General features: G+C 45.2%; 30 protein-coding genes. All 30 read right to left on the minus strand.

The annotated features are described in order from the left end of the window. Positions 1-141: 141 nt before the first annotated feature. Positions 142-522 carry a 50S ribosomal protein L17 gene (gene rplQ / locus KI655_RS23250; RefSeq protein ID WP_004729812.1) on the minus strand — a complete coding sequence of 127 codons (381 nt, stop codon included), beginning with the start codon at positions 520-522 and terminating at the stop codon, positions 142-144. A gap of 25 nt (positions 523-547) precedes the next feature. After that, positions 548-1540 (minus strand): DNA-directed RNA polymerase subunit alpha, encoded by a 993-nt coding sequence (locus tag KI655_RS23255; RefSeq protein WP_004729813.1) that lies wholly within the window; start codon positions 1538-1540, stop codon positions 548-550. 22 nt (positions 1541-1562) lie between these two features. Further along, a complete protein-coding gene (gene rpsD, locus KI655_RS23260; RefSeq protein ID WP_032553321.1) occupies positions 1563-2183 on the minus strand; it encodes a 30S ribosomal protein S4 in 621 nt (206 codons plus the stop codon). 29 nt (positions 2184-2212) lie between these two features. Then, positions 2213-2602, minus strand: a complete 390-nt coding sequence (rpsK, locus tag KI655_RS23265; RefSeq protein WP_004738778.1) for a 30S ribosomal protein S11 — start codon at positions 2600-2602, stop codon at positions 2213-2215. Positions 2603-2621: 19 nt separating this feature from the next. Then, positions 2622-2978, minus strand: a complete 357-nt coding sequence (gene rpsM / locus KI655_RS23270; RefSeq protein WP_004738779.1) for a 30S ribosomal protein S13 — start codon at positions 2976-2978, stop codon at positions 2622-2624. Between the two features lie 146 nt (positions 2979-3124). Then, positions 3125-3238 (minus strand): 50S ribosomal protein L36, encoded by a 114-nt coding sequence (rpmJ, locus tag KI655_RS23275; RefSeq protein ID WP_000868186.1) that lies wholly within the window; start codon positions 3236-3238, stop codon positions 3125-3127. 39 nt (positions 3239-3277) lie between these two features. Then, on the minus strand, positions 3278-4612 hold the full coding sequence (gene secY, locus KI655_RS23280) for a preprotein translocase subunit SecY (RefSeq protein ID WP_032553323.1): 1335 nt from the start codon (positions 4610-4612) through the stop codon (positions 3278-3280). 20 nt (positions 4613-4632) lie between these two features. Next, the gene (gene rplO, locus KI655_RS23285; RefSeq protein WP_004736758.1) at positions 4633-5067 is read right to left on the minus strand and encodes a 50S ribosomal protein L15; all 435 of its coding nucleotides are present in this window, start codon (positions 5065-5067) and stop codon (positions 4633-4635) included. Between the two features lie 5 nt (positions 5068-5072). Further along, on the minus strand, positions 5073-5249 hold the full coding sequence (gene rpmD, locus KI655_RS23290; protein WP_004736756.1) for a 50S ribosomal protein L30: 177 nt from the start codon (positions 5247-5249) through the stop codon (positions 5073-5075). A 7-nt stretch (positions 5250-5256) separates the two neighbouring features. Continuing rightward, on the minus strand, positions 5257-5757 hold the full coding sequence (gene rpsE, locus KI655_RS23295; protein WP_004738783.1) for a 30S ribosomal protein S5: 501 nt from the start codon (positions 5755-5757) through the stop codon (positions 5257-5259). A 14-nt stretch (positions 5758-5771) separates the two neighbouring features. Beyond that, complete coding sequence (rplR, locus tag KI655_RS23300) at positions 5772-6125, minus strand: 50S ribosomal protein L18 (RefSeq protein WP_032553325.1); 354 nt, start codon at positions 6123-6125, stop codon at positions 5772-5774. 9 nt (positions 6126-6134) lie between these two features. Continuing rightward, positions 6135-6668: a 50S ribosomal protein L6 gene (gene rplF / locus KI655_RS23305; protein ID WP_285409065.1), complete on the minus strand. Its 534-nt coding sequence runs from the start codon at positions 6666-6668 to the stop codon at positions 6135-6137. A gap of 13 nt (positions 6669-6681) precedes the next feature. Then, the gene (gene rpsH / locus KI655_RS23310; RefSeq protein WP_285409066.1) at positions 6682-7074 is read right to left on the minus strand and encodes a 30S ribosomal protein S8; all 393 of its coding nucleotides are present in this window, start codon (positions 7072-7074) and stop codon (positions 6682-6684) included. Between the two features lie 29 nt (positions 7075-7103). Continuing rightward, positions 7104-7409 carry a 30S ribosomal protein S14 gene (gene rpsN / locus KI655_RS23315; protein WP_032553328.1) on the minus strand — a complete coding sequence of 102 codons (306 nt, stop codon included), beginning with the start codon at positions 7407-7409 and terminating at the stop codon, positions 7104-7106. A 17-nt stretch (positions 7410-7426) separates the two neighbouring features. After that, positions 7427-7966, minus strand: coding sequence for a 50S ribosomal protein L5 (rplE, locus tag KI655_RS23320; protein WP_032553329.1), 540 nt, complete (start codon positions 7964-7966; stop codon positions 7427-7429). A 24-nt stretch (positions 7967-7990) separates the two neighbouring features. Further along, on the minus strand, positions 7991-8308 hold the full coding sequence (gene rplX / locus KI655_RS23325; RefSeq protein WP_032553330.1) for a 50S ribosomal protein L24: 318 nt from the start codon (positions 8306-8308) through the stop codon (positions 7991-7993). An 11-nt stretch (positions 8309-8319) separates the two neighbouring features. Then, a complete protein-coding gene (rplN, locus tag KI655_RS23330; protein ID WP_004738793.1) occupies positions 8320-8691 on the minus strand; it encodes a 50S ribosomal protein L14 in 372 nt (123 codons plus the stop codon). Between the two features lie 162 nt (positions 8692-8853). Further along, positions 8854-9108 (minus strand): 30S ribosomal protein S17, encoded by a 255-nt coding sequence (gene rpsQ, locus KI655_RS23335; protein ID WP_032553331.1) that lies wholly within the window; start codon positions 9106-9108, stop codon positions 8854-8856. Continuing rightward, positions 9108-9299: a 50S ribosomal protein L29 gene (gene rpmC / locus KI655_RS23340; RefSeq protein WP_004736737.1), complete on the minus strand. Its 192-nt coding sequence runs from the start codon at positions 9297-9299 to the stop codon at positions 9108-9110. Before rpmC ends, rpsQ begins: the two co-directional genes overlap by 1 nt. Beyond that, entirely contained in the window at positions 9299-9709 is a 411-nt protein-coding gene (gene rplP, locus KI655_RS23345; protein ID WP_004398466.1) for a 50S ribosomal protein L16, read from the minus strand. Before rplP ends, rpmC begins: the two co-directional genes overlap by 1 nt. A gap of 11 nt (positions 9710-9720) precedes the next feature. Beyond that, positions 9721-10419: a 30S ribosomal protein S3 gene (gene rpsC / locus KI655_RS23350; RefSeq protein ID WP_004738797.1), complete on the minus strand. Its 699-nt coding sequence runs from the start codon at positions 10417-10419 to the stop codon at positions 9721-9723. Between the two features lie 18 nt (positions 10420-10437). Next, positions 10438-10770: a 50S ribosomal protein L22 gene (gene rplV, locus KI655_RS23355; RefSeq protein ID WP_032553332.1), complete on the minus strand. Its 333-nt coding sequence runs from the start codon at positions 10768-10770 to the stop codon at positions 10438-10440. Between the two features lie 10 nt (positions 10771-10780). Further along, entirely contained in the window at positions 10781-11059 is a 279-nt protein-coding gene (gene rpsS / locus KI655_RS23360) for a 30S ribosomal protein S19 (protein WP_004736729.1), read from the minus strand. Between the two features lie 21 nt (positions 11060-11080). Continuing rightward, entirely contained in the window at positions 11081-11905 is an 825-nt protein-coding gene (gene rplB / locus KI655_RS23365; protein ID WP_032553333.1) for a 50S ribosomal protein L2, read from the minus strand. A gap of 15 nt (positions 11906-11920) precedes the next feature. Continuing rightward, the gene (rplW, locus tag KI655_RS23370; protein WP_004736765.1) at positions 11921-12223 is read right to left on the minus strand and encodes a 50S ribosomal protein L23; all 303 of its coding nucleotides are present in this window, start codon (positions 12221-12223) and stop codon (positions 11921-11923) included. Beyond that, a complete protein-coding gene (gene rplD, locus KI655_RS23375; protein WP_032553334.1) occupies positions 12220-12822 on the minus strand; it encodes a 50S ribosomal protein L4 in 603 nt (200 codons plus the stop codon). Before rplD ends, rplW begins: the two co-directional genes overlap by 4 nt. A gap of 16 nt (positions 12823-12838) precedes the next feature. Beyond that, entirely contained in the window at positions 12839-13468 is a 630-nt protein-coding gene (gene rplC / locus KI655_RS23380; protein WP_004738804.1) for a 50S ribosomal protein L3, read from the minus strand. A gap of 14 nt (positions 13469-13482) precedes the next feature. After that, positions 13483-13794, minus strand: a complete 312-nt coding sequence (rpsJ, locus tag KI655_RS23385) for a 30S ribosomal protein S10 (protein ID WP_001181007.1) — start codon at positions 13792-13794, stop codon at positions 13483-13485. A gap of 397 nt (positions 13795-14191) precedes the next feature. Then, entirely contained in the window at positions 14192-14674 is a 483-nt protein-coding gene (gene bfr / locus KI655_RS23390) for a bacterioferritin (protein WP_285409079.1), read from the minus strand. An 80-nt stretch (positions 14675-14754) separates the two neighbouring features. Then, the gene (locus KI655_RS23395) at positions 14755-14943 is read right to left on the minus strand and encodes a (2Fe-2S)-binding protein (RefSeq protein WP_032553336.1); all 189 of its coding nucleotides are present in this window, start codon (positions 14941-14943) and stop codon (positions 14755-14757) included. Positions 14944-15287 lie beyond the last annotated feature (344 nt).

Raw genomic sequence — 15287 nt, forward strand, 5'->3', positions numbered from 1 at the left:
ATACGAGATACGAGATATTTTGGAAAAGGAACGCTATGAAGGCAAGAGAAAATGCCAAGTATCATGATGCAAGATTGAAAAGTAATAAATACAAAAAAGCCGAGCTAGGCTCGGCTTTTTGTATTAACAATCTAGTATAGATTACTCAGCAGCTTCTTCAGCAGCTGGGCGGTCTACAAGCTCAATGTATGCCATTGGAGCTTTATCACCAGTACGGAAACCACATTTAAGAATGCGAGTGTAACCACCTTGGCGAGCCGCGAAACGCGGGCCTAGTTCATTAAATAGTTTTGCAACAACTTCGTTATCACGAGTGCGTGCGAATGCAAGACGACGGTTAGCAACACTGTCTGTCTTAGCTAGGGTAATCAACGGCTCAATTACGCGACGTAGTTCTTTTGCTTTTGGCACGGTAGTTTTGATAACTTCGTGACGAACAAGAGAGCTAGCCATGTTGCTGAACATCGCTTTGCGATGACTGCTGTTGCGGTTGAGTTGACGACCACTCTTACGATGGCGCATGACCTAATCCTTCTAACTTTTTCGATTAATCTTCAGCGATTGACGCTGGTGGCCAGTTTTCTAGACGCATGCCTAGAGATAGACCACGTGAAGCAAGCACATCTTTAATCTCTGTAAGAGATTTCTTACCAAGGTTTGGCGTTTTAAGTAGCTCAACCTCAGTGCGCTGTACAAGATCACCGATGTAGTGAATCGCTTCTGCTTTCAAACAGTTAGCAGAGCGAACTGTTAGTTCAAGATCGTCTACAGGACGTAGTAGGATAGGATCGAATTCTGGCTTCTCTTCCTTCTCCTCAGGTACACGTACATCACGTAGATCTACGAACGCATCCAGTTGTTCAGCTAGGATAGTAGCTGCGCGACGGATTGCTTCCTCAGGTTCTAGAGTACCGTTCGTTTCCATATCGATAACAAGCTTGTCTAAGTCAGTACGTTGCTCTACACGTGCCGCTTCTACAGCATAAGCGATTTTATCAACCGGGCTGTAAGTAGCGTCAACTAGTAGACGACCGATTGGACGCTCATCTTCTTCAGTATGGATACGAGCTGAAGCTGGAACGTAACCACGACCACGTTCTACTTTGATACGCATAGCGATCTCAGCGTTGTCATCCGTTAGGTGACAAATTACGTGCTCAGGGTTAGCGATCTCTACATCACCATCGTGGGTGATGTCACCTGCAACAACAGGGCCTGAGCCTGATTTGTTCAGTGTAATAAACACTTCATCTTTGCCTTCAGCAACGCGTACAGCCAAACCTTTTAGGTTTAGAAGGATTTCAAGGATATCTTCCTGAACGCCTTCTTTAGTGCTGTATTCGTGTAGCACACCTTCAATTTCAACTTCTGTTACGGCACAACCCGGCATAGAAGATAGAAGAATGCGGCGAAGAGCATTACCTAGAGTGTGGCCGAAACCGCGCTCTAATGGCTCAAGAGTTACTTTTGCGTGTGTCGTATTGATCTGTTCAATGTCAACAAGACGCGGCTTAAGAAATTCTGTTACAGAACCCTGCATTGTGTCCTCTCTTTTTTTAACCTTACTTAGAGTAAAGTTCGACGATCAAGTGTTCGTTGATGTCAGCTGATAGGTCAGAACGCTCAGGCATACGCTTGAATGTACCTTCCATTTTGCCAGCATCTACTTCAATCCAAGTTGGTTTTTCACGTTGTTCAGCAACTTCTAGAGCCGCTTTGATACGAGATTGCTGTTTAGCTTTCTCGCGGATAGAAACAACGTCATTAGCCGCTACTTTGAAAGAAGGAACGTTTACAACTTTACCGTTAACTAGGATAGCTTTGTGGCTAACTAGTTGACGAGATTCAGCGCGAGTTGCACCAAAGCCCATGCGGTAAACTACGTTATCAAGACGACCTTCAAGAAGCTGAAGTAGGTTTTCACCTGTGTTGCCTTTAAGACGTGCAGCTTCTTTGTAGTAGTTACGGAATTGTTTTTCTAGAACGCCGTAGATACGACGAACTTTTTGCTTCTCACGAAGCTGAACGCCATACTCAGATAGACGACCGCGACGAGCGCCGTGTACACCTGGTGCGTTATCAATTTTACACTTGGTATCGATCGCGCGAACACCAGACTTAAGGAATAAGTCAGTGCCTTCACGACGGCTAAGCTTCAGCTTAGGACCCAAATATCTTGCCATGATCTTTCTCCAATTATCCTAGAAACGAATTAAACGCGACGTTTCTTAGGTGGACGACAACCGTTATGAGGGATTGGTGTCGCATCAACAATGTTAGTGATACGGAAACCAGCAGCGTTCAGTGCGCGAACAGTAGATTCACGACCTGGACCTGGACCCTTAACCATAACTTCCAAGTTCTTTAGGCCATATTCTTTAGCCATTTCACCACAACGCTCAGCTGCAACTTGTGCTGCGAACGGAGTAGATTTACGAGAACCACGGAAACCTGAACCACCTGCTGTAGCCCATGCAAGAGCGTTGCCTTGACGGTCAGTGATAGTTACGATTGTGTTGTTGAAAGAAGCATGGATGTGCGCTACGCCATCAGCTACTTGCTTGCGTACGCGCTTACGAGCGCGAGTTGGTTGTTTTGCCATTGTACTCTACCTTATCCGACTATTTCTTGATCGGCTTGCGCGGACCCTTACGGGTGCGAGCGTTGGTTTTAGTACGCTGTCCACGTAGTGGTAGACTGCGACGATGACGAAGACCGCGGTAACAGCCAAGGTCCATAAGACGCTTGATGTTCATCGATACTTCACGACGTAGATCACCTTCTACAGTGTACTTAGCTACACCATCACGCAGTTGATCGATCTGCTCTTCAGTTAGTTCACTGATCTTAGCATCTTCAGCAATACCCACTTCAGCTAGAATAGCTTGAGAGCGAGTTTTACCGATACCGTAGATTGCAGTAAGTGCAATCACAGAATGCTTGTGATCAGGAATGTTAATGCCTGCTATACGGGCCATTATTCACTCCAATGTTTCATAAAAGAATTATCCGCAGCAAAGCCCGTTATGGATACGCTGCGGCATACTACTTCTTTTGCACGCAAAAGGTAGGCCGAGAAATATACTCGACTCTACCTTGTATTTCAAGTAAAAATTTCTGCTAATTAGCCTTGGCGTTGCTTATGCTTTGGCTCACTGCAAATCACGCGAACGACACCGTTACGCTTGATAACTTTACAGTTACGGCAGATTTTTTTAACGGAAGCACGAACTTTCATTGCTAAACTCCGTAAATGGAACTGAACGTCACCGCCGGATTAACGGCCGTAACCTTTCAGATTCGCTTTCTTTAACACAGAATCATACTGTTGGGACATCAGATGAGTCTGTACCTGTGCCATGAAATCCATGATAACAACAACTACGATTAGTAGTGATGTACCGCCGAAGTAGAAACGTACGTTCCACGCGACCATCATGAATTCAGGAATCAGACAGATAAAGGTAATGTATAGAGCGCCCGCTAGGGTCAATCTTGTCATCACCTTATCGATATATTTCGCTGTCTGCTCACCTGGGCGGATACCGGGTACGAATGCACCAGACTTCTTCAAGTTATCAGCTGTTTCACGTGGGTTAAACACCAACGCTGTATAGAAGAAACAGAAGAAGATTATAGCTGCAGCATATAGCATTACATACAGAGGCTGACCTGGGCTAAGAGCTAATGACACGTCAGTTAACCAACCGAACGCGCTGCTCTCACCATTTTGACCAAACCACTGAGCCAATGTTCCTGGGAACAAGATAATGCTCGATGCAAAGATTGCTGGAATAACACCTGCCATGTTGATTTTCAACGGTAGGTGCGAGCTTTGTGCTGCAAATACTTTACGACCTTGTTGACGCTTCGCGTAGTTAACAACGATTCGGCGTTGACCACGTTCCATGAAAACAACGAAGTAAATTACAGCAAAAGACAATACAGCAATTAACAGCAGAAGAAGCACATGCAATTCACCTTGACGCGCTTGCTCGATTGTTTGACCGATTGCAGAAGGCAATCCAGCAACAATACCTGCAAAAATCAGAATGGAAATACCATTACCGATTCCTCGCTCAGTGATTTGTTCACCTAACCACATTAAGAACATGGTACCAGTTACTAAACTCACGGTAGCAATAAGCGTAAACATGGTTTGGTTGATAACAACCAGATTATCGACCATGTTTGGTAAGCCCGTTGCAATACCAATAGCTTGGAATGTTGCAAGTACAAGCGTGCCGTAGCGTGTATATTGGCTGATCTTACGACGGCCTGCTTCACCCTCTTTCTTGAGTTCCGCTAACGCTGGATGAACTACAGTTAACAATTGGACTACGATCGATGCCGAAATATACGGCATGATACCCAATGCTAATATAGATGCACGCTCAAGAGCACCACCGGAGAACATGTTAAACATTTCAACGATGGTACCTTTTTGCTGTTCGAACAAATCGGCAAGTACAGCAGCGTCAATACCAGGGATCGGCACAAAAGAGCCTGCTCGGAATACTAAAAGTGCACCAATTACGAATAATAAGCGCGACTTTAGTTCACTTAAGCCGCTCTGAGCACTACGAAAATCTTGTCCTGGTTTCTTAGCCATCTGTACCTCGTTCCTCGAGATTATTCCTCGATTTTACCGCCTGCAGCTTCGATTGCAGCTTTAGCGCCTTTAGTCACGCGTAGACCTTTAACAGTCACAGCTTTGCTTAGGTCACCAGAAAGAACGATCTTAACGAATTCGATGTTCTTAGTGATAACGTTAGCAGCTTTAAGGCTGTTCAAGTCAACTACGTCACCAGTTACTTTCGCTAGCTCAGCTAGACGAACTTCAGCAGACACTAGGCTCTTACGAGAAGTGAAACCGAATTTTGGTAGACGCTGTTTCAGAGGCATTTGACCGCCTTCGAAACCTGGACGAACTGAACCGCCAGAGCGTGATTTTTGACCTTTGTGACCACGGCCACCTGTTTTACCAAGGCCAGAACCGATACCACGACCTACACGCTTCTTAGAAGGTTTAGAGCCAGCAGCCGGTGATAGAGTATTCAAACGCATTCTGATTACTCCTCAATCTTAACCATGTAGTAAACCTTGTTGATCATACCGCGTACGCACGGAGTATCTTCAAGTTCTACTGTATGGTTGATGCGACGAAGGCCTAGACCTTTAAGACACGCTTTGTGCTTAGGTAGGCGACCAATTGAGCTTTTAGTTTGAGTTACTTTAATAGTTGCCATCGTGTGCTTACTCCGAAATAGATTCAACAGTTAGACCACGTTTAGCAGCAACCATTTCTGGTGACTTAACGTCTACTAGAGCACCAATCGTTGCACGAACGATGTTGATAGGGTTCGTAGAACCGTATGCTTTAGAAAGTACGTTGTGTACACCTGCAACTTCAAGTACAGCACGCATTGCGCCACCGGCAATTACACCTGTACCTTCTGCAGCTGGCTGCATGTAAACTTTAGAGCCCGAATGACGACCTTTCACCGGGTGGTGAAGAGTGCCTTCGTTCAGCGCAACAGTAACCATGTTACGACGCGCTTTTTCCATTGCTTTTTGGATCGCTGCAGGTACTTCACGAGCTTTGCCGTAACCGAAACCTACACGACCGTTACCGTCACCAACTACTGTTAGTGCAGTGAAGCTCATGATTCGACCACCTTTAACCGTCTTAGAAACACGGTTAACTGCGATCAGCTTTTCTTGCAAATCATTAGCTTGTTGTTGTTCTTTAGCCATCTTCCAACCCTACCTTAGAATTTCAGACCAGCTTCGCGAGCAGAATCTGCTAGCGCCGCTACTCGACCGTGGTATTGGAAACCAGAACGATCGAATGCAACTGCAGTTACGCCTTTTTCAAGAGCGCGCTCAGCAACAGCTTTACCTACTGCTTTAGCTGCATCGATGTTACCAGTGTTCTTAACTTGCTCACGGATCGCTTTTTCTACAGTAGAAGCAGCTGCGATAACCTCAGAGCCGTTTGCCGCGATAACTTGTGCGTATACGTGACGAGGAGTACGGTGTACTACTAGACGCTCAACGCGAAGTTCTGCAATCTTACGACGTGCACGTGTAGCACGACGGATGCGAGATGCTTTCTTATCCATAGTGATACCTTACTTCTTCTTAGCTTCTTTAGTACGCACATTTTCATCTGCGTAACGTACACCTTTGCCTTTGTACGGCTCAGGTTCACGGTAAGAACGAATGTCAGCCGCAACTTGACCAACTAGTTGCTTGTCACAACCAGTTACAACGATCTCAGTTTGGCTAGGGCACTCAGCTTTAATACCTTCAGGTAGAGCGTGCTCTACTGGGTGAGAAAAACCAAGAGTTAGAGCTACAGAGTTGCCTTTCATAGCAGCACGGTAACCAACACCCTTTAGAGTTAGCTTCTTAGTGAAGCCCTCAGTAACACCCACAACCATGTTGTTAACTAGAGCGCGAGCTGTACCAGCTTGTGCCCATGCGTTAGCAACACCTTCTTTCGGACCGAAAGTTAGGTTGTTTTCTTCCTGTGCGATAACTACGGCGTTGTTAAGAACGCGAGTAAGCTCACCTTTACCACCTTTTACAGTGATTTCTTGGCCGTTTAGTTTCACCTCTACGCCAGCTGGAATAGCGACAGGTGCTTTAGCAACACGAGACATAATCTACTCCTTATTAAGCTACGTAACAGATGATTTCACCGCCAAGACCTGCTTTGCGAGCAGCACGGTCAGACATTAGACCCTTGGAAGTAGAAACAACTGCAATACCAAGACCACCCATCACTGTTGGTAGCGAGTCTTTATTTTTATAAACTCGTAGACCAGGGCGTGATACGCGCTTGATTTGCTCGATTACAGGTTTAGCTTGGAAGTACTTAAGAGTAACTTCTAGCTCAGGTTTTGCTTCGCCTTCTACAGCGAAGTCAGTGATGTAACCTTCAGCTTTTAGTAGTGCAGCAATTGCAACTTTAAGCTTTGAAGAAGGCATTTTAACAGCAACTTTGTTTGCTGCCTGACCGTTACGAACGCGGGTCAGCATATCCGAAATCGGATCTTGCATGCTCATAAGATTTACTCCAAATGATTAAGTGGCAATTACCAGCTAGCCTTACGAAGTCCAGGAATCTCGCCTTTCATGCAAGCTTCACGAACTTTGATACGGCTTAGACCGAACTTACGTAGGTAACCGTGTGGACGACCAGTTTGGTTACAACGGTTGCGCTGACGTGATGCACTTGAATCACGTGGAAGAGCTTGCAGTTTAAGTACTGCGTTCCAACGATCTTCTTCAGATGCGTTTACATCGCTGATTAGAGCTTTTAGTGCTGAACGCTTTTCAGCGAATTTAGCAACTAGCTTCGCACGCTTAGCTTCACGTGCTTTCATTGATTGTTTAGCCATAACAGTAACCCTTCACCTTACTTACGGAATGGGAAGTTAAAGGCAGCCAGCAGAGCACGGCCTTCCGAATCAGTGCCAGCAGACGTCGTGATAGTAATATCAAGACCGCGTACACGATCGACTTTATCGTAGTCGATTTCCGGGAAGATGATTTGCTCGCGAACGCCCATGCTGTAGTTACCGCGACCGTCAAAAGACTTAGCGCTAACACCACGGAAATCACGTACACGTGGAAGAGCGATAGAGATAAGACGCTCTAAGAACTCCCACATACGTTCGCCACGTAAGGTTACTTTACAACCAATTGGGTAGCCTTCACGAATTTTGAAACCTGCAACAGATTTACGCGCTTTAGTGATAAGTGGCTTTTGACCAGAGATCGTTGCCATATCAGCTGCTGCGTTTTCTAGCAGTTTCTTATCGTTGATTGCTTCACCAACGCCCATGTTTAGGGTGATTTTCTCAATCCTAGGGACTTGCATGACGCTTGTGTAGCCGAACTCTTTGGTAAGCTCAGCGACTACAGACGACTTGTAGTAATCATGCAGTTTCGCCATAGTAGAACTCCAAATTACTTCTAATTAGTTAGAAACAGTTTCGCCGTTAGACTTAAAGAAACGAACTTTCTTACCATCTTCAATACGGAAACCGATGCGGTCTGCTTTACCAGTAGCCGCGTTAAAGATTGCAACGTTAGAAGCATCAATAGCTGCTTCTTGTTCAACGATGCCACCTTGCTGACCTAGAGCCGGTTGAGGCTTTTGGTGCTTCTTCACAAGGTTGATACCTTCAACGATAACTTTACCAGTTGTCAGAACCTTAGTTACTTTACCTTTCTTGCCTTTATCTTTACCAGCAAGAATGATTACTTCGTCATTACGACGGATTTTAGCTGCCATGTTGCCGCTCCTTACAGAACTTCAGGTGCTAGTGACACAATTTTCATGAATTTCGCGTTACGAAGTTCACGAGTCACAGGACCAAAGATACGTGTGCCGACTGGTTGCTCAGTAGTGTCGTTTAACAATACACAAGCATTACTGTCGAAGCGAATGACAGAACCGTCTGGGCGACGAACGCCTTTACGGGTGCGCACTACAACCGCCTTCAGAACATCACCTTTTTTTACTTTACCGCGAGGAATTGCTTCCTTAACTGTAACTTTGATGATGTCACCGATATGTGCATAACGACGGTGAGAGCCACCCAGAACCTTAATACACATTACCTTGCGCGCGCCAGAGTTATCTGCTGCGTCAAGTGTACTTTGCATCTGGATCATTGTTAGTGCTCCGCTAAATATTAAAACTAGACCCTCTCGGGTCGGGCTGCCTCTTTAAAAGGGACGCGAATTGTACCACCCTTTTTTTCAATTGGGTAGACAAAAAACAAGCGGCCCCAAAAAATAATTTGGAGCCGCTTATAAGTCATAGAATTACAAAGATTAAATCTTCGCTTTTTCTAGAACTTTAACCAATGTCCAAGACTTAGTCTTAGACAGAGGACGACACTCAGCGATTTCAACTTTGTCGCCTAGGCCACAAGTGTTGTCTTCGTCGTGTGCGTGTACTTTAGTCGTGCGCTTAACGTATTTACCGTAAATTGGGTGCTTTACAGTACGTTCGATAGCAACAACGATAGACTTGTCCATCTTGTCACTAATTACACGACCTTGCTGGATGCGGTTAGTTTCGCTCATTATGCGCCTGCCTTTTCAGTCAAAACAGTTTTCACACGTGCGATATCACGGCGTACAGCTTTTAGAGTATGAGTTTGCTGAAGCTGACCAGTAGCAGCCTGCATGCGCAGGTTGAACTGTTCGCGTAGCAAATTCAATAGCTCAGCGTTAAGCTCTTCAACGTTCTTTTCGCGTAGATCTTGTGCTTTCATTACATCACCTGCTTAGTTACAAAAGTAGTTTTAACAGGCAGTTTACGTGCCGCTAGGCGGAACGCTTCACGTGCCAACTCTTCTGGTACGCCATTCATTTCGTACATAACCTTACCAGGTTGGATTTGTGCTACCCAGTACTCAACGTTACCTTTACCTTTACCTTGACGAACTTCAAGAGGTTTTTCAGTAATCGGTTTGTCTGGGAAGATACGAATCCAGATTTGACCTTGACGCTTAATGTGACGTGTCATAGCACGACGAGCCGCTTCGATTTGACGAGCAGTAATACGTCCGCGACCAACAGCTTTAAGACCGAATTCGCCGAAGCTTACTTCTGTGCCTTTAGCTAGACCACGGTTACGACCAGTCTGAACCTTGCGGAACTTAGTACGTTTTGGTTGTAGCATCGTTCGACTCCTTACTTACGGCCTTTACGCTGCTTCTTAGGCTTATCGCCTTTAGGCTCTACTGCGTTAGCAGCTGGCATACCGCCTAGAATCTCACCTTTGAAGATCCAAACTTTAATGCCGATCACACCGTATTGAGTGTGAGCCGAAGAAGTTGCGTAATCAATGTCTGCACGTAGAGTGTGTAGAGGCACACGGCCTTCACGGTACCACTCAGAACGTGCGATTTCAGCGCCGCCTAGACGACCGCTTACTTCCACTTTGATACCTTTAGCGCCTAGACGCATAGCGTTTTGTACTGCGCGCTTCATAGCACGACGGAACATAACACGACGCTCTAGTTGAGACGCGATGCTATCAGCTACTAGCTGACCATCTAGCTCAGGCTTACGTACTTCAGCGATGTTAATCTGCGCTGGTACACCTGCGATTTTAGCTACAGCTGCGCGTAGCTTCTCAACGTCTTCACCTTTCTTACCGATAACAACGCCAGGACGAGCAGTGTGAATAGTCACACGGATGCTCTTAGCTGGACGCTCGATAACGATACGAGATAGTGATGCTTTTTGTAGTTCCTTAGTTAGGAACTGACGTACCTTGAAGTCGCCGTCTAGGTTGTCAGCGAAATCTTTGGTGTTAGCAAACCATGTAGCATTCCAAGGCTTAACGATGCCAAGACGAATACCATTAGGATGTACTTTCTGACCCATTGCTTACTCTCCTAGTCTCTAGCGATCTGCTACAACAACAGTGATGTGGCTTGAACGCTTCAAGATACGATCCGCACGGCCTTTAGCACGAGGCATAATACGCTTCATGATAGGGCCCTCATCTACGAAGATTTTAGCGACATTTAGATCGTCGATATCTGCACCTTCGTTATGCTCCGCGTTTGCGATAGCTGACTCTAGAACTTTCTTAACTAGAACAGCAGCTTTTTTGTTGCTGAAAGTTAGAATTTCTAGAGCTTGGTCTACCGACTTACCGCGAATTTGGTCTGCAACTAAGCGAGCTTTCTGTGGAGAAATACGAGCAAAGTTATGTTTAGCTAAAGCTTCCATCATCTACTCCTTACTTCTTCTTAGCTTTCTTATCTGCAGCGTGACCGCGATAAGTACGAGTTGGTGCAAATTCACCCAGTTTGTGACCGATCATTTCTTCGGTAACGAAAACTGGAACGTGCTGACGACCATTATGGACAGCGATGGTCAAACCAATCATTGTTGGGATGATCATTGAGCGACGGGACCAAGTCTTAATAGGCTTTTTGTCTCCGCTTTCCACCGCTTTCTCTACCTTCTTCAGCAAGTGTAGGTCAATAAAAGGACCTTTCTTGAGAGAACGTGGCATGGCGATTCCTCTTTATATAGATTACTTGTTACGACGACGTACGATGTACTTGTCAGTGCGCTTGTTCTTACGAGTCTTGAAGCCCTTAGTAGGAACGCCCCAAGGAGAAACTGGGTGACGACCACCAGATGTGCGGCCTTCACCACCACCGTGTGGGTGATCCACCGGGTTCATTACTACACCACGTACGGTTGGACGTACGCCGCGCCAGCGTGAAGCACCAGCTTTACCAAGTTCACGTAGCATATGCTCAGAGTTACCAACTTCACCGATCGTTGCACGACCTTCAGAAAGTACTTTGCGCATTTCACCAGAACGTAGACGGATAGTTACGTATGCACCGTCGCGAGCAACGATTTGAGCATAAGCACCAGCCGAACGAGCTAGTTGAGCACCTTTACCAGGCTTAAGTTCAACACAGTGTACAGTAGAACCTACTGGGATGTTGCGCATCGGCAGAGTGTTACCTGCTTTGATTGGCGCATCTACACCAGATTGGATCTGGTCACCTGCGTTAACACCTTTTGGTGCAATGATGTAACGACGCTCACCGTCTGCGTACAGAACTAGAGCGATGTTAGCGCTACGGTTTGGATCGTATTCTAGACGCTCAACTTTCGCTGGGATACCGTCTTTAGTACGTTTGAAGTCAATTACACGGTAGTGGTGCTTGTGACCACCGCCGATGTGACGTACTGTGATACGACCGTTGTTGTTACGACCACCGTTCTTAGAGTTTTTCTCTAGAAGAGGTGCGTATGGCTTACCCTTGTGTAGGTCAGCGTTAACAACTTTAACGACGTGACGACGACCAGGGGAAGTCGGCTTACATTTAACAATAGCCATTTTTAACTACTCCTGTTATTCCGCGCCGCCAACGAAGTCAAGATCTTGACCTTCTTTCAAAGTAACGTAGGCTTTCTTAACGTCTGAACGACGGCCTTCACGCATACCTTGACGTTTGGTCTTACCCTTAAGAACAAGAGTATTTACAGACTTAACTTCAACTTCAAATAGCTTTTCTACAGCTGCTTTGATCTCTTTTTTAGTCGCATCTTTAGCTACTTTGAAAACGATAGTGTTCGCTTTCTCAGCTGCCATAGTTGCTTTTTCAGAGATGTGCGGAGCACGTAGAACTTTTAAGATACGCTCTTCAGTGATCATGCTAGCGACTCCTCAACTTGCTTAACTGCGTCAGCAGTCATTAGAACCTTGTCAAACGCAATTAGAGATACTGGGTCGATACCAGCAACGTCACGCGCGTCAACTTTGTAAAGGTTACGAGCAGCTAAGAATAGATTTTCATCTACTTCGCCAGTAACAATCAGAACGTCGCTTAGCTCAAGCTCTTTAAGCTTAGCTACAAGTTCTTTTGTTTTTGGTGCTTCTACTGAGAAGTTATCAACAACGATTAGACGCTCTTGACGAACAAGCTCAGAAAGAATGCTCTTCATAGCACCACGGTACATTTTCTTGTTTACTTTTTGGCTGTGATCTTGAGGTTTCGCAGCAAAAGTAACACCACCTGTACGCCAGATTGGGCTACGAATTGTACCAGCACGTGCGCGGCCAGTACCTTTTTGACGCCATGGCTTAGCGCCACCGCCAGATACTTCAGAACGAGTCTTTTGAGCACGAGTACCTTGACGAGCACCTGCTGCATATGCAACAACTACTTGGTGTACAAGAGCTTCGTTGAAGTCACGTCCGAAAGTAGTCTCGGAAACAGTTAGTGCATCAGCACCTTTAACCATCAATTCCATTACTTACTCCTAGACGTTATGCTTTAACAGCAGGTTTTACGATCACGTTGCCGCCTGTTGAGCCTGGTACTGCACCTTTAATAAGAAGCAGATTGCGCTCAGCGTCAACACGTACGATCTCTAGGTTTTGAGTCGTTACACGCTCAGCACCCATGTGACCTGCCATTTTCTTGCCTTTAAACACGCGACCTGGAGTTTGACATTGGCCAATTGAACCCGGTGCACGGTGAGACAAAGAGTTACCGTGAGTCATATCTTGAGTAGAGAAGTTCCAACGCTTAACAGCGCCTTGGAAGCCTTTACCTTTAGATGTACCAGTAACGTCTACTTTTTTAATTTCGTTGAAAAGTTCTACGTTTAGCTCAGCGCCAACTTCAAACTCTTCGCCGTTTTCTAAACGGAATTCCCAAAGACCGCGGCCTGCTTCAACACCCGCTTTCGCGAAGTGACCAGCTTCAGGCTTAGTTACACGGTTAGCTTTCTTAGCACCAGTAGTTACTTGGATTGCTGCGTAGCCGTCGTTCTCTAGAGTTTTAACTTGAGAAATACGGTTCGCTTCAACCTCAACAACAGTTACTGGGATAGAAACGCCTTCTTCAGTAAATACGCGGGTCATACCCACTTTACGTCCGACTAGACCAATCATTATTCTTATCTCCCTTAACCTAGGCTGATTTGAACATCAACGCCAGCAGCAAGATCAAGACGCATTAGAGCATCAACAGTTTTGTCTGTTGGCTCAACGATGTCGATCAAACGCTTGTGAGTACGAATTTCGTACTGGTCACGTGCATCTTTGTTGACGTGTGGAGAGATAAGAACAGTGAAACGCTCTTTACGAGTAGGTAGTGGGATAGGACCACGAACCTGTGCGCCAGTACGTTTTGCTGTTTCAACGATTTCCGCAGTAGAAGCGTCGATTAGCTTGTAATCGAAAGCTTTTAGGCGGATACGAATACGTTGGTTCTGCATGAGACAGAGCTCCAATTATTAAAAATTACACAAACAATATCGCCACTCAAACTCGAAAAGACGAGAGAATGCCGATTGATTTATGTGAAACCGTAGTATCCAAAATTAGGACACATTGTCAGTTAACTTTTGAAGTAAAGACAAGCCTTACTATTTTTATTAACCGCGAACATAAGCTGAGTATACATTACTAGGCAAAGCCTACTCCTCAGTGCTCATTGGTTCACAACCAGCTTAAGCCAGTGCGGTGCATTATACAGATCACACTTTAGTATGCAAGTGGTGTTTGAAAATTAATCGCAAAAACCTCACACGCACTTTCCACCGAGTTCAAAATGCAAAAAAGCAGAGCTTACTGCACTCTGCTTTTTCATTAATCTGTAAGACCAGTCAGTCGTTAGCCATCGTCTTCATCGACATACTGCGCTTGCAGGTAATTTTGGATGCCGGTCATCTTCACAAGGCCAAGTTGAGTTTCGAGCCAGTCGACATGTTCTTCTTCATCTTCCAAGATTTCTAAGAACAGATCGCGAGAGACATAGTCGTGGATATCTTCCGCATAAGCGATGGCATTTTTCAGATCTGGAATCGCCTCCATCTCTAACGCCAAATCACACTCGAGCATTTCTTGGGTGTCTTCACCAATTTTCAATTTGCCCAAGTCTTGTAGATTCGGTAGCCCTTCAAGAAACAAGATTCGTTCTATCAGGTGGTCGGCATGTTTCATCTCATCAATAGATTCATGATATTCCTTATCAGCCAAATGCTTCAGACCCCAGTCTTTGTACATTCGTGCATGAAGGAAATACTGATTAATGGCAACCAACTCGTTACCAAGAATTTTGTTGAGATGTTGAATTATGATTGGATCGCCTTTCATGAGCACACTCTCCTCTTCGGTTCTTCTAACTGTAGAACCAAATCGAGAAGTGTCAAAAAGCCTGGTCGAGTTTTTAGTAACTAACCAGCTTGCTTAAAGAGTGTGGCGGCGCTTTCGTTGATGATTTCTTTCGCTGAACGTACGCACTTTCCGCATTGACTGCCGAGTGCCGTACATTTCTTAATTCCTTTTATATCGGTAATGCCCTCTTCGACAACGAGTTTTCGGATTTTCTTATCCGATACTCCATGGCATAAACAGACGTACATATTCAAACCTAAATTTTTAACTTGGGATTAAATATAAAGAGGAATCATTCTTATTACCAGTCTTATCCTTTAATACTGATAGACTATTTTGTTATAGAAATAAGGTGTTTTTTAGAGGTGAGATCACTTAGCAAACACCTAGTCAAATTCGGTTACGCTAAGTAATTGTATTATTGAAGGTTAAGAAGATGAGTTAGCCGCGTTCGTCGGACTTTTCTTATAACCACTTATATTTTTCAAAAAATAAAAAAGGGAAGCCGAAGCCTCCCTTTTTATGATGCGCCTCTTCTAATGAAGAGAGAGCAAAATCATTCGTTATTAAGCGAAGATTTTAGCTACAACAC

Origin of the sequence: Vibrio sp. D404a (assembly GCF_030248535.1) — a bacterium.
Classification (GTDB): domain Bacteria; phylum Pseudomonadota; class Gammaproteobacteria; order Enterobacterales; family Vibrionaceae; genus Vibrio.